Genomic DNA, 20184 nt, shown 5'->3' on the forward strand with positions numbered 1-20184 from the left:
GTACACTTTGCACCCTTTGCCATTATTACCAAAAACCTATGAGAGTCCACGCTTTTCACCATCTATATCAACGCAGATTGGCGCAATCGACCAAGCCGTTCAATGCTCGTGGTTGCAAGGTTAAGCGCTGTCAATATTGTCAGGTGTCAGAGCAATACTGTATTTGCGAACATCAACCCAAGATAAAGTCAGATGTGGCAGTGATGCTGTTGCTGTCTGAAAACGAAGTTTTTAAACCAAGCAATACAGGGCGACTGATCTTAGATACGGTGGAAGAGGGCTATGCGTATCAATGGAGTCGAACAGAACCAGATGCAGAGATGTTGGCGCTGCTGGCAAACGAAGCGTATCAGCCAATCATCATTTTCCCAGACGAGTATGTTGAGGAGCGCTCTCGGTTAATTGATATTAATCCCCGAGTGTACTGTGGTGAGAAAAAACCGCTATTGATCTTTCTGGATGGCAGTTGGCGTGAAGCGCGGCGTATTTTCCGTAAATCGCCTTATCTCAACTCATTGCCCGTTTTGTCGATTCAGCCAGAGTCACTGTCGCAGTATTTGATGCGTCGCTCAGACAACGAACAACATTTGGCAACAGCAGAAGTTGCAACCATCGTTCTCAAGCAGCTAGGCGAAGTGCATGCATCTAAAGTTCTAGCAGAGTGGTTTGATGCCTTTAGAGAAAGCTACCTGTTAAGTAAAACTCGAATGAAGACCGATGAACGCCGTCTTGCGTTGAAACATTACATGCAGGAGCGGGAAAACGAGAAACCTGTCTAAAAGTTGAGGCCTAGTTGGCGATAGTCTGCGCATTTAATACGAGCTGGCAATTAAATCGGTCATAGGTCACGGATTGTAGGCTTAGCTATATGGATAATAAATCAGTTTTTGATTTTATATTTTGGTATTTATGGGAGAGAGCCAATGTATTACGGCTTTGACGTTGGTGGCACTAAAATTGAATTTGGTGCATTTAATGACAAACTAGAGCGTGTAGCGACAGAGCGTGTACCAACGCCGACGGATGATTATGCACTACTGATCGACACCATTGCAGGTTTGGTTGAAAAGTATGACCACGAATTTGGCTGCGAAGGCAAAATTGGCTTGGGTTTACCGGGTATGGAAGATGCGGACGACGCAACAGTACTTACCGTCAACGTTCCTGCAGCGAAAGGCAAGCCACTGCGCGCTGATCTTGAAGCGAAAATCGGTCGCACCGTTAAAATTGAAAACGACGCAAACTGTTTTGCGTTATCCGAAGCTTGGGATGAAGAGCTTCAAGACGCACCATCCGTTATGGGTCTTATCTTAGGCACCGGTTTTGGTGGCGGTTTGATCTATGAAGGTAAGGTGTTCTCAGGTCGCAATAACGTAGCCGGCGAACTGGGTCATATGCGTTTACCTATTGATGCATGGTTCCATTTGGGCGACAACGCGCCGCTGCTTGGTTGTGGTTGTGGCAAAAAAGGCTGCCTTGACAGCTACCTTTCTGGACGCGGCTTTGAGTTGATCTACGAACACTACTTTGGTGAGAAGAAGAAAGCTGTTGAGATCATTCAAGCGCATGCGGAAGGTGAAGAAAAAGCCGTAGAGCACGTAGAACGCTTCATGGAGCTATTGGCTATCTGTTTTGCAAATATCTTCACAGGGAATGATCCTCATGTTGTTGCTTTGGGTGGCGGGCTATCCAACTTCGAACTGATTTACGAAGAAATGCCTAAGCGTGTTCCCAAATATCTACTCTCTGTCGCTAAGTGCCCTAAGATCGTTAAAGCGAAGCACGGCGATTCAGGCGGTGTACGTGGCGCAGCGTTCCTAAACATCAAATAGTCTTGATTTAAATGACTAAATTTGAGAGCTTGCTTTGGCAAGCTCTTTTTTATTGCAGTAAGGAAACCGCAATGACGCTAGAACCGTTTTCACCCTCCCACGCCCAATATCTTATTGATTGGATTGATTCTGCCAAACTCAACTATTTGTGGGGTGGCTCCGCTTTTGAATATCCCCTCACTCGAGAAGCGATCCTGACCCATACCGCCAAACCTGAAGTGAGTGCGTTTCTGCTTAATGATCAGGCTGCGCCTGCGGGCTACATCGAGCTTATTGAACAAAGCTCAGTATGCGCCCGCGTAAGCCGAGTGTTTGTGGCTGAGCCCTATCGGGGAAAAGGAACTGCGCAACAAATGATGCAGGCTCTGTTTGAAATCGCCAAAGGGCGAGGATATCTCCAATTAGATTTGTGCGTGTTTGCTAGCAACATAAAAGCTATCAATTGCTATCAGACGCTAGGGTTTAGTGAAGTAAAACGGGAACAGGGAGTCCGCGAGTTTGAAGGGGAGTCTTGGGAACTGATCTATATGAGCAAACCTCTTTAACTCCAACGAAACAGTAGAAGGACCAACGAGAAATGATACGAAACTACCACCCCGACGATGCCTACGAGCTTTGGCAGATCTACTTCAATACGATTCGAAAAGTGAACATTCGAGATTACACGGACGATCAAGTCCGCGTCTGGGCAAAAGAAGATCTCTCTCAGCAATTATGGGCTGAGAAGATGAAGTCGCTGTCACCTTTTGTTTGTGTCAGAGACGGCGTGATCCTTGGTTACTCAGACCTTCAAACCGATGGTCTGATCGACCACTTTTTTTGCCACTACGAATATCAAGGTGTGGGTGTTGGAACGGAATTAATGGAAAAGATTCATCAGACGGCGAAAGAGAAGGGGATTCGTCAGCTCTATTCAAACGTGAGTATCACCGCGAGGCCTTTTTATGAGCGCTTTGGATTTGTCGCTGTGAAAGAGCAGCACAACGAAAAAGAGGGGCAGGTTTTAATCAATTTTCGTATGGAAAAATCGTTATAAAAGCAGAACACACGGCTCTGCTTTCAAACATGTTAACGCTTACTTGTTTTTCTTGCCAACCCCAAGGTTTTCTTTTTGTTGCAGCGTTAGCTTTTCAAAACCGAGTTTTCTGAAGTGATTGTCGCGGTAGTTTCGTACCGCTTTTGTATCGGAAACCGCCTCGATTTGCTGCTCCATTTTTAGGTACTGAGAAATATCGATCCCTTCTGCTTCAGCGACGGCTTCATGAATGTTGCGGTGCTTTTCATAAGAAAAGGTCAGGGTCTTGTCTTCACCTTTGTAGGTGTAAAGGATGGTACGAGCCATAAAGATCTCTCAAATAGTCGAAAAAGTTTAAGGCCGACAAAGCGGCCTTAAGTTCATGGGGCTAGATTCTGCCTTGAAGCGGGATGATTGTCACGCTTTCACCGACTTTCACTGTATCGACAGAGGGAGAAATCTCAATCAAGCAGTTGGCTTCACTCATAGAACGCAGTATCCCTGAGCCTTGCTTGCCAGTGGTTCTTACGGTTAGCTGGCCTGAGTGGTCAAGTTGGTAAATACCTCGGCTAAACTCTGTGCGACCTTGACGAGAGCGAAGATTCTCAGAAGCCATCGCATTCACCTTGAGCGGCGTCCAATTGTGTTCCCCCTGCATCTTGCGAAGTGCGGGTTCAACAAAGTTGATGAATGAGACCATAACGGCAACAGGGTTTCCTGGCAGACCAAAGAATGGTTTTTGATTTATGTGGCCAAAAGCGAGAGGGCGTCCTGGTCGCATGTTGATACGCCAAAAGTCAATTTTCCCAAGTTTATCGAGCGCTAGTTTGATGTAATCTGCATCGCCAACAGAGACGCCGCCTGAAGTAATCACGACGTCTGCTTGCTCGGCTGCCTTTTCCAATGCGTCGATCATTAACGCTTCATTGTCTTCCAATATACCAAAGTCAATGATGTCACAGCCCAACTTCTCTAAAAGACCCATAATCGTGAAGCGGTTTGAGTCATAGATGGTGTTTTCTTGCTGCTTGCTTCCCGGCGCTTGCACTTCATCACCCGTTGAGAAAACGGCGACTTTCAGTTTACGAAAGACCGAGCACTCACCGAATCCGAGAGAGGCGATCATGCCCATCTCTGCTGACGCGATGCGCTGGCCTTGATTAAACACATTGGCGCCGAGTGGTAGATCTTCCCCTGCTTGGCGAACGTTCTGCCCACGCTTAATAGGTGCACCGTTAAATGTGACATTGTCACCGATTTCGGTCGCTTGCTCACGCATCACTACTGTGTCCGCGAACTCAGGCGTTGGTGCGCCCGTCATGATTTTTACCGCTTGGCCTTTGTCCAAAGCATGAGGATAAGCGTGACCTGCAAGGACTTCCGCCACCACGTGGTATTGGGCTCGGTCTAAATCGTCGCCGCGAATTGCATAACCATCCATCGCAGAGTTAGTGTATTGAGGTACGTTGACCGGTGATTGAACATCGCTTGCCAATACTCGGCCGTAACTTTGTTCAACAGGGCAAGTTTGAGTCTCGGTAACGGTATCGACCAGTGACAAGATTTTCTCTTGCCCTTGTGTTACCGAAAGAAACGCAGGAGATAGAGTGTCACAGCATGCGGCTTCGGTTTTCGCTGCCGAAGGCTGTTTCGAAGCACGAGCATAATCGACGACAAACTTGGCAATCGTTTCAAGGTCGTTGATCGACATTTGTGGCAGTGATGTATCTGCTACCACTTCATCGGCAGCAATGGCGATAATGTTGTTATCGTTCGGGTAAAGCCAAGGTTTTCCCACTTCTTCACGATGAAGCTCTATCTTAGGGAAAGCGATGTTCTTGCACCCCTCAACAAGGATGATGTCGAGTTTTTCGGTATCAAATCGGCTGAGAAGGTAATCAAACTCTGACTCTGACTCCGGTGTTTCGGTCATGAGAGCGAAACGGTTTCGGGAGGAAATCAACATTTGCGATGCACCAGCTTTTCGTAAGCGGTAGCTGTCTTTGCCTTCCTTATCGACGTCAAAGTTGTGGTGCGCATGCTTCAACATGCCGATGCGTAAACCTGCATCAGTCAATTTAGGCAGTAGTGCTTCAAGTAACGTTGTCTTGCCCGTGCCAGAGTAGGCAGCAAAACCAAGAATCGGAATTGGGAGAGATTTAATCATGCGGATAGTGTTCCAAATTGAGCCAGTTCTTCCGGAGTGTTTAAGTTAACGAAGCAATCGGGAGAATCACTAAAATCGACGTAAGCGGTATTACATTCTTTGTAAAGCAAGATGATTTTTCTGTCGCCGCGTTCTAGAAATGCGGTGAGCTTAGTAAGCACACGTTTGTGATAGAGCGTGAAGACAGGTTGTTTAAACTCACCATCGTGAGCGACCAGGATGTCGGTATCCTTGTTTACCGCTTGGCAGAATCGTTCGACCAAATCGTGGTTGATTTGTGGACTATCGCAAGGCACAAATCCTACCCAGTCAGTTGTTGCGTGAACCAACCCAGCGTGAATCCCACCCATTGGGCCAGGAAAGTGGGCAAATTGGTCACTAAACACCTGTCCAAACTGAGCGTAAGCATCATGGTTACGATTGGCGTTGATCAGTATATTTGGAGTTTGAGGAGAGAGTCGCTCAATAACATGTTGTATCAGCGGTTTATGGTTCAACTCTATTAAACCTTTGTCTTTTCCGCCCATACGGCTGGCTTGACCACCAGCCAAAATAACCCAACTAGTTTGCGTTGGAAGAAGCATAGCTGTTCTCTTGTTTTGCATCAGTAATCACTTGTAACAGCGGAGACTCTATCAAAGTTGTGTCTTTTATCCACCATTGCTTGCGACATAAATCCGTTAGCGCGTTCTTTTGGTGGCTAGTGACGACGATACTCGACCCTCGTTGAAGTAAGTCTTTCGCCATCACAACCAAGCGCTCGATCGACTCTTGATCTAATGACGCACTGGGCTCATCCATTAAAAGGATTGAGGGTTTGAGGATCCAAGCTCGTGCCATTGCCACACGCTGTTTTTCACCGCCAGACAACACCGAGATGTGTTCATCAGCGAGTGTTTCCAAGCCTACCATTCTTAATGCGGTGATGACTTGAGCTCGCTTATCTTTCTGCGACTCTTTGTGAAATCGAATGCCGTAAGCGACGTTTTGGTAAACGGTGCCATCAAAGAGGTAGGGGGATTGATGGAGATAGATAACATCTTTACGACCAGTACGGCTAAACAATCGGTGAATCCAATGATCATTGGGCGCATTGACCGAGCCTGTGGTTGGCTTGATCAAACCAGACAAAATCTTCAGTAGGGTGGTTTTACCTACGCCATTGTCACCTTTTAAATAGATCGCGTCATTGGGGCCAATAGAAAGATGAGGGATATGAAAAAGCACACGCTCTTTGTATCGCATGGACAGTTGCTGCGCATTGATTTTTATTGTCATACAGCGTCCTTATGTTCTTAGATACCCTTTACCACGCATCGAGGTAAGAGCGAAGTTTAACGCGAGCGCCAGTGCCAGTAACACCATACCTAGTGCGACACCTTGAGCAAATGCGCCTTTATGGCTTTCCATCGCGATGGCGGTCGGAATATTACGGGTGAGCCCCATGATATTGCCTCCGACCATGGTTGAGCAGCCCACTTCGGTCACAATTCTTGAAAAAGCTGCAATGGTTGCCGCCATCAAAGGAAATCGAGTTTCCCAAATCATGGTAGCGGCGATGCGGGTTGGTGAAGCGCCGAGGGTAATCGCAGTTTCAATGGCGCGGCGATCACTCGATTGCAGTGCGCCGTGCATCATTGAGACTAAAACCGGAAAGCCAATCAGCATTTGGCCAACGATCATCGCCTTTTGAGTGAAGAGCATTTGCCAATCTCCCATAGGACCTGAGCGGGAGAGTAGGATATAAAGCAGCAGACCAATCACCACAGTCGGTATGGCTTGCAACGTATTAACCAGCGATAAGAACAACCATTTCCCGCGAAATTCTGTATACGCCAGAATAAAGGAGAACAGGATAGCAGGTAAAAGCACCAAAGAAATCGCAGTCAGAGAAACACTAAAGGAGACCGCAACGATCTCCCATAGTTCTCGATCCAAACTCACCAATAAGGCAAGGGCATCAAGGGTAGTTTGCCAAAGGCTCATAGAGGTTATTTCTCGTTCGCGTTCGCGACAAACAACTGCTTACCGCTCAACTTGAACTCGTTGATCAGTTGCTGGCCTTTAGGGTTTACAAGCCAGTCACTGAATACTTTAGCGCCTTGGTAGTTGATGGTTGGGTAGCGCTCAGGGTTTACCAAAATCACTTGGTAAGGGTTAAATAGGTTTTTGTCACCTTGGAACAGAATTTTAAGATCGAGCTTATTGTTGTACGCAAGCCACGTACCGCGGTCGGTCATGGTGTAACCTTGCATTTCATTCGCCATGTTGAGTGTTGGCCCCATGCCTTGGCCCACGCTGCGGTAGCCGCCAAAGTTTGGTTCGATCTTACTTTGCTGCCAAATGCCTTTCTCTTTTTTGTGAGTACCCGAATCGTCGCCGCGTGAGACAAACGTCATGTTCATGTTGGCGATCTTTTGGAATGCTTGAGCAACGTCTGCTGATTCAGCGATCTTCGCAGGATCTTTTTCTGGGCCAACGATAACGAAATCGTTATACATCAGTTTACGCGGTAAGACACCGTAACCTTTTTCAACAAAATTCGCTTCCGCTTTTGGTGCGTGAGTCATCACCAAATCCACATCGCCGTTTTCGCCCATTTTTAGGGATTTACCGGTGCCCGCGGCAATCACGTCAACTTTGTAGCCTGTATCTTTTTCGAATTCAGGAAGCAGGTAGTCGAGTAAGCCTGAGTGGTAGGTGCTTGTGGTAGTCGCTAAACGAACATGAGGCTGTTCATCTGCCGATGACGCTGAATAGCTAACGAGGGCCAAGGACGCTGTTGCAAGAGTTAAAGTCATTGTTTTCATTATATTATCATTCCATGTGATGGTATTGACTTGCCAAAATAATCTTCTAAGTTGAGATAACGTAGCGGTCTCTACTTTATCGATAGACACGCATTTAAAGCAATCTTAATGCCAATAATTGGGATGATATAAATCACGAAATATCAATGATTTATCATTGCAAAATTTGATGTGAGACAAAATGTCGCAGATTAGTTTATTCCCTTGGCCTAAAGCTTGGTACACTCTGTCCCAACCTCTATTTAATTGAACGAGTCATTATGTCCCCAACGTTTGATCCCAATAAAACCTCCCAATATCAGGCCTTTTCCGTATTAGTGGTGGATGATGAAACCGGTATGCAGGCCATATTGAATAAGGCGCTCAGCAAATGGTTTTCTCGCGTCGATACCGCTGGCTCTATTGAACAAGCTGAGACAATGCGGGTCGCCAATCATTACGATTTGATCATATTGGACATCAATTTGCCGGGGCGCTCGGGGATAGAATGGAAAGAGGCTTTCACGGATGAAGATCGCAAGGCTGACGTTATTTTTATGACAGGCTACGCCGATCTAGAAACCGCGATTTCAGCGCTTAAACTGGGGGCTTCAGACTTTATCTTGAAGCCGTTTAACCTTGAGCAAATGCTGCAAGCCGTCCAGCGCTGTATGGATAAACGCTTGGCTGAGCGACACCAGTACGCGCTAAGCCACGATTTTAAGCGCCATATTAAAACGGAAATTGTAGGTGGGTCAGAGCGCACCAAACAACTTAAACAACTGATCAGCCAATTTGCTCCGTCTCGAGCTTCTGTACTAATCGAAGGAGAGTCAGGAACGGGCAAAGAGCTGGTGGCGCGAGGTGTGCATGAAGCGAGCCAGCGTAAAGGCCCCTTTGTTCCTATTAACTGTGGGGCAATCGCTCCTGAGCTTCTCGAAAGTGAACTGTTCGGCCATACCTCCGGCGCGTTTACGGGAGCAAAGAAAAACCGTGAAGGCATGTTCCGCGTTGCCAGCGGTGGCACACTATTTTTGGACGAAATCGGGGAAATGCCACTCTCTATGCAGTCGGCATTGTTACGCGTATTAGAGCAACGCACTATTCGTCCGGTAGGTAGCGAGAAAGAGATCACCATTGATGTTCGTGTGGTTGCTGCGACGAACCGAAACCTACAAGAAGAAGTCGACAAAGGAAACTTTCGTCGCGACTTATTCTACCGACTCAACGTATTGAAGATTGACGTTGCTCCACTGAGAGACCGAAAAGCGGACTTAATCGAGTTGGTACCATTCTTCACTCGAATGCTGTCTGCCGAGTTAGGCGTGACGGATCCTAAGTGGGCCCATGAAGACATTATCGCCATGAATGACTATGACTGGCCTGGTAACATTCGTGAGCTAAAGAACTTGATTGAACGATGTATCTTACTTGGTAAGCCTCCTGCTCATTACTGGCGTGAGGTAAATGGCGTACCACCGCAGCAAAATGTCTCTGTGACGGTATCAAGTGGCTGTGAAATGATTGACCTACCTCAAGCCAATGATGTTCAAGGCTATCCGAGCAGCTGGACACTGAAAGAAGTGGAGAAAGCGCATATCCAGCAATTAGTTGACCTGCATGACGGCAACAAATCGGCAGCTGCAAGAGAACTTGGCGTAGCGCGCAAGACACTAGAGCGCAAATACAAAGAGTGGGATGCGGAGGAGTCTAATTATGCCGAATAACGGCAACTTGTGGACAAAGTGGCGCTATCGCTTCAAAACCATGGTGCGCTATCGTCTGATGATTCTGACGTCTGCACCGATATTTTTGACCTTGGTTGCCTTGATAGGCATCACCATCTATTGGTCGATTCATTACACATGGCAAAGCGCGCTGCTTGATGTTTCTGAACGCTTGGGCGTTGCGGATAACAGCATCGAGTTAATTCAAGAGAAGCAAGCCAATCACGTTAAGGCGTTTTCTGAATCATTCGATTTTGTTTACGCGATCAACAATCAAAGCGAGTTTGATGACTTTAGCGGCTGGGTTTCAGAGCAAAAGCATCGCTACAATCTCGACTTCCTGCGTTTTCACCGAGTAGAGAGACCAGAAGACAAGTTTCGCTTCCTAGATTTAACGCTTAAAGAGTCTTTTTTTGATGTGTTAGACGAGCATGAGCTGGATGAGCTTGATAAAGAACTCGTTAAACGGGCGCAAATTCCGATTTTAAACAGCCAAAAACTTGAAAGGCGCGGGCTGGTGAGCCGCACTGTCGTCCCTATCTACGATCAAAAAAACAATATCATCGGTTTTTTAGATGGGGGATTGCTGCTCAACAACAGCACGGTGTTGGTCGATCAAATCCGCGATCTTATCTATCCGTCTAAACATGACAGCTTGAGACCTGTGGGGACCTTAACTGTCTTTCTGGATGATCTCCGTGTCAGTACCAATGTGCCCCTGGATAGCAACGATCGAGTCGGACGCGCCATTGGTACGCGCGTCTCTTCAGAGGTCAATCGCGCCGTATTGCATGAAGGGAGAGAGTGGGTCAACCGCGCATTTGTGTATGATGCTTGGTACATCACCGCATACCAACCGATACGCGACCAATATGACAATGTGATTGGAATGCTCTACACCGGTTATTTGCTGTGGCCGTTTGTCAAAGCGTACATGACCAACATCGCTGAAATCTCGGTAACGACACTGCTGTTGCTGTTGGTATCTGGTCTGATTGTTTACCGTGGTTCACGAGATTTGTTCAATCCGATTGAGCATATTCATCGCGTAGTCAAAATGATTCAAATGGGTAAAGAGACTCGAATTGGCACCTTGGGCTTAGACGAAAACCATGAACTCGCACAACTTGCTCGCCAATTTGACAACATGCTTGATTTGCTCAAACAGCGGAAAAACGAGTTGAAAGCTGCGGCCATTGAACTTGAAGCCAAGGTAGAAGAACGTACCGCCAGCTTGATGGAAAAAACCGAAGACCTTGAGCTTCATATTCAACTCTTGAATCAAACTCGCGATAAGTTGGTTGTAAACGAAAAACTTGCCGCGCTTGGTGAACTGACTGCTGGGATCGCGCATGAGATCAACAACCCAAGCGCGGTAATACTGGGCAACGTGGAGTTGATTCAATTTGAACTTGGTGATGATGCCGAGCGAGTAAAAGAAGAGATAGACGCAATCCACGCGCAAATTGACCGCATTCGTAATATCACACGCAGTTTGCTTCAATACAGCCGTCAAGGTGGCGTGCAAGACGAGATCACTTGGCAGCATGTCAATCCCGTTGTCGATGAGAGCATTACACTGGTGAAAACGGGCACCAAGAAACGCGATGTTGAGTTTGTTACTAAGCTCAATGCCAAAAGCTCTGTCGAGGTCAATCGTCACCAACTGTTGCAGATTTTGGTCAATTTGCAGATGAACGGAATCCACGCAATGGACGGAAAGGGCAAACTGACGATAACCACCGAGGATTGGTTGGAAGGCGATCGTTGTGTTGGCGCTATCATCCACGTAACGGATCAAGGATGCGGAATTAAGCCTGAAAATCTGAAACGCATTTTCTCACCTTTCTATACCACCAAACGTGAAGGCACTGGGCTTGGACTGTCTGTCTCCCAAAGTATTCTTAGCCAAACGGGTGGGGAGCTTAAGGTGGAGTCACAATGGGGCAAGGGGACAACCTTTAGTATCTATCTCCCTCAACGAGCGGAAACCGACTTTAAAATCACCAACCTATAACATCTAACGCGGAGCCAAAGTGCTCCGCTTCTTCTATCTGACATCTTGCTTTGGGGAAAGTGAACCTAAATCACACTTTGCCTGTTAGGAAACAAAGTTAAAACAACACTTGAAGTTATTCGCGGTAAACAGTAGTGTGGCGCGGTTTTTCATCATTTAAAGGTAAACACATTGATTTCCACTAATAACATTACGCAGCAATTTGGTGCTAAGCCGCTGTTTGAAAATATTTCGGTAAAATTCGGTGAAGGTAACCGCTACGGTCTTATTGGTGCAAATGGTTGTGGTAAATCAACCTTTATGAAGATCCTAAGTGGTGAGCTTGAACCAACAGGCGGTAACGTAAGCTATGACCCAAATGAGCGCGTTGCCAAGCTGAATCAGGATCAGTTCGCATACGAAGAGTTCACTGTCATCGATACGGTGATTATGGGCTACAAAGAGCTTTGGGAAGTGAAGAAAGAGCGTGACCGCATTTACTCTCTGCCAGAAATGACAGAAGAAGAAGGCATGCTGGTTGCGGATCTTGAAGTTCAGTTCGCTGAGATGGATGGCTACATGGCGGACGCGAAAGCCGGCGAGCTTTTGCTAGCGGTGGGTATCCCAGAAGAGCAACATTACGGTCTGATGAGCGAGGTTGCACCAGGTTGGAAACTTCGTGTTCTTCTTGCACAGGTTCTTTTCGCTGACCCGCACATCATGCTGCTTGACGAACCAACCAACAACTTGGATATGGACACTATTCGCTGGCTAGAAGAAACCCTTAACCAGCGTAACTGCACAATGATCATCATCTCGCACGACCGTCACTTCCTAAACTCTGTGTGTACACACATGGCCGATTTGGATTACGGTGAACTGCGTGTTTACCACGGTAACTACGATGAGTACATGACGGCAGCAACTCAAGCTCGTGAACGTCTACTGTCTGACAACGCGAAGAAGAAAGCGCAAATTGCAGAGCTGCAAACCTTCGTGGCGCGTTTCTCGGCAAACGCATCAAAAGCGAAGCAGGCCACCTCTCGTGCGAAACAGATCGATAAGATTCAATTGGATGAAGTTAAGGCATCAAGCCGTCAGAACCCGTTCATTCGTTTTGAGCAATCTAAAGAGCTGTTCCGTAACGCTCTGATCGTTGAAAACCTAAGCCAAGGTTTTGAAGACGATCTGTTCAGCAACTTTGATGCGATTTTTGAAGTGGGTGAACGTGTTGCCATCATCGGTGAAAACGGCGTGGGTAAAACAACGCTGCTTAATACACTGGCGGGCGTCCTCGAGCCACGCACAGGCGAATACAAGTGGTCAGAAAACTCAAACATTGGCTACTACGCTCAAGACCATGCACATGACTTTGAAGAAGACATGAACTTGATGGATTGGATGGGCCAATGGCGTCAAGAGGGCGACGACGAGCAAGTTCTGCGTAGCTTCCTTGGACGTATGCTGTTCTCGCAAGATGACATCAAGAAGTCTGTAAAAGTGCTATCGGGTGGTGAGCAAGGTCGTATGCTGCTAGGTAAACTGCAAATGCATAAGCCAAACATGCTGTTGATGGACGAACCGACGAACCACATGGATATGGAATCTATCGAATCACTGAACAACGCACTTGAGCAATACAAGGGCACACTGTTCTTCGTTTCTCACGACCGCGTATTCGTTGACTCACTGGCAACCCGTATTCTAGAGATCAAAGATGGTCAGATTCACGATTTCCGCGGTACTTACGCAGAGTTCCTAAAAGCGCGTGGTATTGACGGATAATTCGTTGAAAATATTGCTAAAAGAGCCTCACTATTGAGGCTCTTTTTGTATCCGACTGACTTTCAAATAGACTGCTTTCTAATATTTGAACTGTGCGACAATCCCTTCGAGCTTGTGGCTGACGCCTGATACCTGTTCACTGCATTTCACAGAACTAGAGACAATTTGATAGGTATTGCCCGCAAGGTGAGCAATCTCTGTGATATTGCGATCGATTTCCGCAGAGACGGCGGACTGTTCTTCAGAGGCAGTAGCGATTTGCGTATTCATATCAAACATTTCACTGATTTGAGTGCTGATACTCTCAATCGCCGTCACCACTTGATGAGTATGGGTGTTGGTAGTTCTTGCTTGCTCAGCGCTAGACGCCATTTTCGACACCGTTTGCGAGATACCATTGGTTAATCCTTGGATGGTTGATTCAATCTGGTGGGTCGAATCGTTGGTCATCACCGACAATTGGCGAACTTCATCGGCGACGACAGCAAAGCCTCGTCCACTTTCTCCCGCACGGGCGGCTTCAATCGCGGCGTTTAGCGCAAGTAAATTAGTCTGTTCTGCGATGCTTTGAATGGTCGAGACGACCTGATGAATCTCTCTGCTTTGTTCTTCAAGCGCCATGATTTGCGCTTGCGACTGCTCAATGCTTTCTGCTAATTCATCAATTCGATCACCAGTATTATGAGTCATATCGAGGGCGTTTTGCGCTTCACTTTTTACACGCTCAGCATTTTGCGCAGCTGATTCAATGTTGGCGGTAATCTCGTTGGTGGTCATGACCAGCTCATTTACCGCCGTGGCTACCGATTCTGATTCCAGTTTTTGCTGCTCCGCATTCTTCATGCTTTGAATCGCAGCATGTTCGGAGCTACACGAACTTTCGCTAAGGACATTCATCACGCTTGCTAAATCTTTGATGTGGCCGTGAAGGCTGGCAATAAACAGGTCAAACGAATTGGCCAGACTCGCCAGTTCATCATTGCCTTTCGCATTCATTCTCACGGTTAAATCACCGTTGCCGCTCGCGATTTGCATCATGAGTGTATTGATCGCTTTAATTCTGCTCAGAATGCTTCGACCAATCAAAAACAGGAGTGTGGACAACAACACAACGAGTCCAAAGCCAATGGAATGAAGTTGGCTTTTAATTGCCTCGCTTTTGCTGACAATCGCTGCGTTGATTTCAGATTGGAGACCTGCAATCGCATCCTCTGTCGTATGGACGTTATCTCTCAGCGCTCCTCGCAATCCTTCATTGGCGCTCAAACCCAATACCACGGTCTTGTCGATATGGGTTAATAAGTTCTCTTTATACTGTTCAAACGCATTAAAAACATTCGACGGCATCGGTGAAAACTGAGCAAAACGCGCCATCGCTTGGTTGACCATTTCAATGCTTTCTCTGGACGGAGCGGCGAGATAACTCAGATCAGACTCAATGAGTTCGAGCAAAGCAACTTTAAGCAAGAAATCCTCATGTGTAGACACGGTCTTTTTCAGGCGCTCTCGGTCGCCTGCGACTTGCAAAGACAAACTCTGCTGACCGCTTTGGGCATCAAGCTCATTGACTTGCGCTGCCAATTGATGAAATTGGAGCTGATACTGGTTTAGCGTTGAGACGATTTGTGCGCTTTGTTGATTGAGGTTGAGTTGGTGTTCGTTTAGAGAAGCTTGTAGGCCGGAGATACGGCGAGATAGTTGTTCAAATGTGGAGTCAAACTGAGTGACATATTTGCTGTCTTTGCGAGCAAGAAAATCTTTCTCGTGTCGACGAAGCATGAGTAAATCCACAGAGCTACTCAAGTTGTCGCTGGCTGCCCGTTCTAGCGAGGTGAGGTCTGCCAAACTTTTTTGTTCGTAGTAGGCGTATACAACAACACCTACGAGTAGAGTCAGATTAATTAAGACCAGTTTTGTTCTGATAGACAGCGAGAGCGTAAAGCCCTGACCTTTCGGTGTACCAGCCATGGACACCTCCCCTTATTAGACCAATGACGTTGCACAACCACTGATGATGAAGTTTTTGTGACATTTTTGTTTCAGTGGTTATACAACTAATAGCGTAAAGGGGGTGGTTTGCAAGCTGGGTCAAAGGCTATTGATTTCCTTTGACATCAAATTCTATCTTTTCTGCGCCGGTAAAGACTTGAAACCTCAAACCTTTTGCCCGTGCAATGGTGGTAATGCCAAATTTTTTCGCCAAGTCGAGTCCCATTTGCGTAACACCCGAGCGGGAGAGCAAAATAGGGATACCCATTTGGGCAACTTTGATCACCATTTCTGAGGTGAGTCGTCCTGTGGTGTAGAAGATTTTGTCGTCACCAATCTCTTGGTTGAGCCACATTTCCCCAGCGAGTGTATCAACAGCATTGTGACGACCAACATCCTCGACAAATGACAGAACTTCATCAGATTTGCATACCGCGCAACCATGGACTGCACCAGCTTTTTTGTAGGTGTCGTTGTAATGGGTTAACACCTCAAGCGCGGAGTAGATATCGGACTGCTTGATTTTGATTTGCGGCACTTGGTAGTTTTCAAGTTGCTTCATGACGTTGCCATACATGGTCCCTTGACCGCAGCCAGAGGTGACGGTTTTCTTTTTAAGTGCGCCTTCTATTTCTTTTGTATCTTCTTTCGTTACAACCGCGGCTGTGTGCGTTTCCCAATCAATAATCACTGACTCTAACGCATCAGGATCAGAGATAAAGCTCTGGTTCTTAAGATAGCCAAGGACGAGCGATTCAGGTCGAGAGCCCAACGTCATGAGCGTGACCACTTCTTTCCAGTTGAGCATCACAGTCAAAGGACGTTCACAGGCAATTTGCTTGGTAAGCTTTTCGCCATACTCGTCGAACACTTCTACTTCGATGGTTTGTAGGGGATTTTCACTGGTTTTAATAATGTTCGCTTTCACCACATGAGGTCCTATTGATAACGTTGGTTATTATTATTGAAACAGCTTACTTGCAAATAACATTCCCAAGTTTGTCTGTGTCGTGTTTTTGAACTTGTCCATTACCTTACCACAAGATATCGAACTACATTTTCAATCAGCGTAGGTACAAATATTGCTTGTGACAAAAGTAACAACAACTCGGGGTAGGTAAACAATGTCAAAACAACCGTCGACTCAAGTCAATTTAACAAAAACAGAAGAGTTATGGCCGATACAATGTGAGCTTATCTCTCATGAGATCTCTACAGGTATCTGGGTAACCACGCAATGGCAGCTATCGGGTTTTGAACTCGCACCTAGTGACGCTAGCCAAAACGTGGCGCTTCTTCAGCTTCATCGAGACGAGAGAACAGACTATCGTTTCAATCTTAGCTCCCAGCAGCCTAAACTCTTTCTTGTACTTGATTCGGTTGATAATGACGACGAGCCTAATATCGTCGCGCTGACAGCTTCTCAAAGCGTTGCTGGGCAATATATGGATGGAGATTATCTCGTCCTTTCTAAAGAGATGCCACTTCCGGTACAAGCATGGATGGAAGCCTATATTGGTCGACATGGTGAACTGCTCGAGCAAAGAAGAAAGAAACGTAAGGGAGCAGGGCGCGCTAGTGGCAACTAATTTTCTAAGTCGTTGGTCTCAACGCAAACTGGATGTCGGTTTCGATAAGGCAGAAGAAAGCGTTGAAACCAACGAATCAGCGCGAGTCAGTGAGGCTGAAAGCCACGTCGAAAAGCCGTATGAGACTACAACGGATGACGCTCAAATTCTTTCTGATGGAAGTGATGCTCAGGGTGTGGCGACACTGCTTGCGTCACAAGTAGAGAGTAGCGTTAAGAAAGCCGCACTTCGGAAGTTGTTTTTATCGGGTGAGTTTAGTGAAGTAGACCGCCTCAATGACTATGATCATGATTATCAATCGGTTAAGTCATTGTCGAGTGAAGTTGCCAGTAAACTGAGAGATTGGGTCAATGATGAAAGCGAAGATAAAGACATGGAGTCACACTCTTCCGCTAGTGACCATGAACCCTCGACTGAGCCAGCCGATGCCACATTGGCTGCGGATTCACAAAACGTCATTAACGCAGAAGGCGAGGACTCGACCTTAGATGCTGGCAGTGAACAGGTGGGACAAAATATACCACACAAACAATAGGTACATTTTGACTAAATACTAACTAAAGCGGGTGGGACATTTTGTCTCGCCCGCTTTTCATTTCTCGTTATCTCACTGCATTTTCCCCTAAGTTATTGATAAATTTATATTAAAAAGTTGGTACAGCAATTGCTACCACTCAGCAGAGTGAATATTCATGTTCTTACTGGAATAGAACTGGAAGTGAGCAATGCTTAAACAACTACTACAAGAATCAACGTCAACCAACGGAAAGGCACGTTTATACGCCTTCGAAAATACCGTTGAACTGACGAATCTCATTCCACCTACAGTCAGCTATGAAAGCGGTGGTCACACTTTGATCGTTGGCCCTACGGCGATTATCGAAAGCGCGGCTGAGCAGCTGGCTCAAATGAAAAGCCTGACACTTCTCTCCACTGATGGGGAAATGGGTCAACACGCTAACCTTTACTTTGCAAACAGCGTTCAAGTCTCTGGCTTTCTCGGCACGTTTGAGGTTGTGATCGAAAACAAAGGCACGTCGAGCAATCTTGCGAAAGTCGCTATCAATCATGACTGCTTTGATATCGTGCTCGATCTGTGTCTTGAAAGCTGCATGAAAGAGGAAGTGCCGGTTCCTGGTTATTACCCCGTTGGACGTGGCTATCCAAAATTGGCGGAAGCGTTAGAAGAGATTCCAACCTTGATGGGCACCTTTGATAAGCCTAAGTATTTTCGCCTAGATACTGATTTGTGTGCACACAGTTCACGCGGTGTTAAAGGCTGTGAGCGCTGTGTCGACGCTTGTCCTGCGGGAGCGTTATCGAGTGAAGGTTCAGATAAGACGGGTCACCGTATCGAGATTAACCCGTATTTGTGTCAAGGCGTAGGCACATGTGCGACTGCTTGCCCGACAGAAGCGATTCACTATGCACTGCCGAATCCGCAAGAAACACAAAAATTCGTTGAGCGCACCTTGGCGAACTACGAACAAGCCGGTGGTGTCGACCCCATTGTCCTAATCTGCAGTTCTCGTCATGAACAGTATAACGTCATGGCATTGAAAGCCCTCCCAGATAACGTTGTTCCAATCGTTGTAGAAGAGTTGCCTTCCGTGGGAATAGACAGTTGGTTAGCGGCATTGGTGAACGGGGCCACGCAGGTTCTTTTTGCGGCAAGTCGCTTTATGCCACCGACCATCATTCGAGTGCTCAATAATGAAGTCTCTATTGCTCAAGAGTTATTAAGTCAGCTCGGGATCGCGAAAGAGACTATCGATATTTTGTATTTGGAATCTCTACGCGAAGGTCAACCAACACTTTGCACGGATTCATTTGATTTAGCGCTTGGCGATCTTGAAGGCAATAAACGTGCTCGTCTATTTTCGGCGCTTGATGCGCTCGCTAAAGCGCGTATCCCTGTTGAAAATGTCGTGGATCTTCCAGCTAACGTGCCGTTTGGCTCTGTTTCATGCGAAAGCAAAGACTGCACCTTGTGTATGAGCTGTGTGGCGGTTTGTCCGACACGCGCACTTCACACGGATGGCACCTCGCCATCTCTTCAATTTGTTGAACAAGACTGTGTTCAATGTGGGCTATGTGAAAAAGCGTGCCCTGAGAATGCGCTTAGTTTGACGCCTCGAATGAACTGGGACAGTCAAACGCGTCAGAATGCGGTGGTGCTGCATGAAGAGAAAGCCGCGGAATGTATTCGTTGCCACAAACCGTTCGCGCCGCAATCAATGATTGACATGCTGCAAAATAAGTTACGCGGTCACTCTCATTTCTCTGATGAAGCAGCGATCAACCGTATCGCCATGTGTGAAGACTGCCGAGTGGTAGATATGTTTGAGTCAATGGCTCAAGACCCGATGCAACAACTCAAATACTAGGAGCGGCGTGTGAGTATCGAACAACAAACATTACGTACAGAGATTTACTTGCTGCTTTCAGCACTGCTGCGTCAATCGCCTCCAACAGAGATGCTTGCGTTCCTTTGTCAACTCGAGGCGGAATCAGAACAAAGTGACATGCAAAAAGCGTGGCAGGGCATTTCTACTGCGGCAGCCAAAGCAAACATTAGTGCACTGGAAGACGAATACCAAGAGTTGTTTATCGGCATTGGCCGTGGAGAAGTTGTGCCATTTGCTTCTTGGCATCGCACAGGTTCTTTAATGGAAAAACCACTGGCAGAGATCCGCAATGATCTTGACCAGATGGGGTTTGAACGTGAAGAGCAGGTGAAAGAACCAGAAGACCATATTGCGGCATTGTGTGAAGTGATGGCGATGATCACTCAAGAGGATGAAACGCTTCAGCAAGCGTTTTTCAATAAGCACATTGCACCTTGGTTTGGCTCACTCGTTAATCAAATTCGCGAGGCAAAGAGCGCTGACTTTTATCTGAACGTTGCCGCATTGCTCAATGCATTCCTTTCGCTAGAGCAAGTGCGCTTTAGCGAGAAAACGAAAAGCAGTAAAACACAATTAAAAATTGATGTGAAAAACGTCACTGAGTACGACCAAGCTCAGCAGTAACGAGTTCGCGTCGATAAGAGAGACGCTGAGTCTCCAAGTACCGTAAAGGTAAGGAAGCAAAATGAAAGATAATAAAGAAATAAACACAAGGCGTAGGGATCTTCTTAAAGGCTTGACCACAGCTGCCGTTGCAGGTGCTGTTGTTACAGGTACTGCAACTGTGGCAAACGCATCGGAGACGGTAGCAGTGGATAAAGAGTCAAAGAAGACAGGTTATCGCGAAACGCAACATATCCGTGATTACTACGAAACCCTATAGGAGC

The 20184-nt window shown here is 46.7% G+C and carries 20 protein-coding genes; 12 read left to right on the top strand and 8 right to left on the bottom strand.

Annotated features, from left to right (window positions below; genetic code table 11):
* Positions 1-38: 38 nt before the first annotated feature.
* The 4 genes from RJ47_RS18355 to RJ47_RS18370 all read left to right on the top strand — a co-directional run bounded on the left by RJ47_RS18355 (position 39) and on the right by RJ47_RS18370 (position 2868).
* On the top strand, positions 39-779 hold the full coding sequence (locus tag RJ47_RS18355; protein ID WP_038134580.1) for a tRNA-uridine aminocarboxypropyltransferase: 741 nt from the start codon (positions 39-41) through the stop codon (positions 777-779).
* Positions 780-923: 144 nt separating this feature from the next.
* Positions 924-1832 carry an N-acetylglucosamine kinase gene (gene nagK / locus RJ47_RS18360; protein ID WP_039486082.1) on the top strand — a complete coding sequence of 303 codons (909 nt, stop codon included), beginning with the start codon at positions 924-926 and terminating at the stop codon, positions 1830-1832.
* A 71-nt stretch (positions 1833-1903) separates the two neighbouring features.
* Positions 1904-2377, top strand: coding sequence for a GNAT family N-acetyltransferase (locus RJ47_RS18365; RefSeq protein ID WP_039486084.1), 474 nt, complete (start codon positions 1904-1906; stop codon positions 2375-2377).
* Positions 2378-2409: 32 nt separating this feature from the next.
* On the top strand, positions 2410-2868 hold the full coding sequence (locus RJ47_RS18370; RefSeq protein ID WP_039486087.1) for a GNAT family N-acetyltransferase: 459 nt from the start codon (positions 2410-2412) through the stop codon (positions 2866-2868).
* Between the two features lie 39 nt (positions 2869-2907).
* Here RJ47_RS18370 and RJ47_RS18375 read toward each other — a convergent pair whose 3' ends face one another.
* From RJ47_RS18375 to RJ47_RS18400, 6 genes are all read right to left on the bottom strand, one after another.
* Positions 2908-3174 (bottom strand): DUF2960 domain-containing protein, encoded by a 267-nt coding sequence (locus RJ47_RS18375; protein ID WP_039479445.1) that lies wholly within the window; start codon positions 3172-3174, stop codon positions 2908-2910.
* A gap of 61 nt (positions 3175-3235) precedes the next feature.
* Positions 3236-5014, bottom strand: coding sequence for a bifunctional molybdopterin-guanine dinucleotide biosynthesis adaptor protein MobB/molybdopterin molybdotransferase MoeA (locus tag RJ47_RS18380; protein ID WP_039486089.1), 1779 nt, complete (start codon positions 5012-5014; stop codon positions 3236-3238).
* The gene (gene mobA, locus RJ47_RS18385) at positions 5011-5598 is read right to left on the bottom strand and encodes a molybdenum cofactor guanylyltransferase MobA (protein ID WP_039486091.1); all 588 of its coding nucleotides are present in this window, start codon (positions 5596-5598) and stop codon (positions 5011-5013) included. The genes RJ47_RS18380 and mobA overlap by 4 nt, the downstream gene beginning before the upstream one ends.
* Positions 5576-6292 carry an energy-coupling factor ABC transporter ATP-binding protein gene (locus RJ47_RS18390; protein ID WP_039479441.1) on the bottom strand — a complete coding sequence of 239 codons (717 nt, stop codon included), beginning with the start codon at positions 6290-6292 and terminating at the stop codon, positions 5576-5578. Before RJ47_RS18390 ends, mobA begins: the two co-directional genes overlap by 23 nt.
* Positions 6293-6301: 9 nt before the next feature.
* Positions 6302-7000, bottom strand: a complete 699-nt coding sequence (locus RJ47_RS18395; protein ID WP_038186927.1) for an ABC transporter permease — start codon at positions 6998-7000, stop codon at positions 6302-6304.
* A 5-nt stretch (positions 7001-7005) separates the two neighbouring features.
* Positions 7006-7824 (bottom strand): substrate-binding domain-containing protein, encoded by an 819-nt coding sequence (locus tag RJ47_RS18400; RefSeq protein WP_039486093.1) that lies wholly within the window; start codon positions 7822-7824, stop codon positions 7006-7008.
* 260 nt (positions 7825-8084) lie between these two features.
* On the opposite strand from RJ47_RS18400, the gene RJ47_RS18405 reads away from it, so the two are divergent.
* From RJ47_RS18405 to RJ47_RS18415, 3 genes are all read left to right on the top strand, one after another.
* The gene (locus RJ47_RS18405; protein WP_038134599.1) at positions 8085-9530 is read left to right on the top strand and encodes a sigma-54-dependent transcriptional regulator; all 1446 of its coding nucleotides are present in this window, start codon (positions 8085-8087) and stop codon (positions 9528-9530) included.
* Positions 9520-11547, top strand: a complete 2028-nt coding sequence (locus RJ47_RS18410; protein ID WP_038186919.1) for a sensor histidine kinase — start codon at positions 9520-9522, stop codon at positions 11545-11547. Before RJ47_RS18405 ends, RJ47_RS18410 begins: the two co-directional genes overlap by 11 nt.
* 171 nt (positions 11548-11718) lie before the next feature.
* Complete coding sequence (locus RJ47_RS18415; RefSeq protein ID WP_005475831.1) at positions 11719-13311, top strand: ABC-F family ATPase; 1593 nt, start codon at positions 11719-11721, stop codon at positions 13309-13311.
* Positions 13312-13389: 78 nt separating this feature from the next.
* On the opposite strand, the gene RJ47_RS18420 is transcribed toward RJ47_RS18415, so the two are convergent.
* Positions 13390-15279: a methyl-accepting chemotaxis protein gene (locus RJ47_RS18420; protein WP_039486095.1), complete on the bottom strand. Its 1890-nt coding sequence runs from the start codon at positions 15277-15279 to the stop codon at positions 13390-13392.
* Between the two features lie 127 nt (positions 15280-15406).
* Positions 15407-16231, bottom strand: coding sequence for a formate dehydrogenase accessory sulfurtransferase FdhD (fdhD, locus tag RJ47_RS18425; protein WP_039486097.1), 825 nt, complete (start codon positions 16229-16231; stop codon positions 15407-15409).
* Positions 16232-16424: 193 nt separating this feature from the next.
* Between fdhD and RJ47_RS18430 the strand changes: the two genes are divergently transcribed.
* From RJ47_RS18430 to RJ47_RS18450, 5 genes are all read left to right on the top strand, one after another.
* Positions 16425-16889: a DUF3305 domain-containing protein gene (locus RJ47_RS18430; protein ID WP_039486100.1), complete on the top strand. Its 465-nt coding sequence runs from the start codon at positions 16425-16427 to the stop codon at positions 16887-16889.
* On the top strand, positions 16879-17424 hold the full coding sequence (locus RJ47_RS18435; protein ID WP_039486103.1) for a DUF3306 domain-containing protein: 546 nt from the start codon (positions 16879-16881) through the stop codon (positions 17422-17424). The genes RJ47_RS18430 and RJ47_RS18435 overlap by 11 nt, the downstream gene beginning before the upstream one ends.
* A gap of 190 nt (positions 17425-17614) precedes the next feature.
* A complete protein-coding gene (locus RJ47_RS18440) occupies positions 17615-19276 on the top strand; it encodes a 4Fe-4S dicluster domain-containing protein (RefSeq protein WP_039486105.1) in 1662 nt (553 codons plus the stop codon).
* A 9-nt stretch (positions 19277-19285) separates the two neighbouring features.
* On the top strand, positions 19286-19921 hold the full coding sequence (locus RJ47_RS18445; protein WP_039486107.1) for a TorD/DmsD family molecular chaperone: 636 nt from the start codon (positions 19286-19288) through the stop codon (positions 19919-19921).
* A 61-nt stretch (positions 19922-19982) separates the two neighbouring features.
* Positions 19983-20180 carry a twin-arginine translocation signal domain-containing protein gene (locus RJ47_RS18450; protein WP_039486109.1) on the top strand — a complete coding sequence of 66 codons (198 nt, stop codon included), beginning with the start codon at positions 19983-19985 and terminating at the stop codon, positions 20178-20180.
* The last annotated feature ends 4 nt before the right edge of the window (positions 20181-20184 follow it).

Source organism: Vibrio sinaloensis, assembly GCF_000808535.1.
In the GTDB taxonomy this organism is placed as follows: Bacteria; Pseudomonadota; Gammaproteobacteria; order Enterobacterales; family Vibrionaceae; genus Vibrio; species Vibrio sinaloensis_D.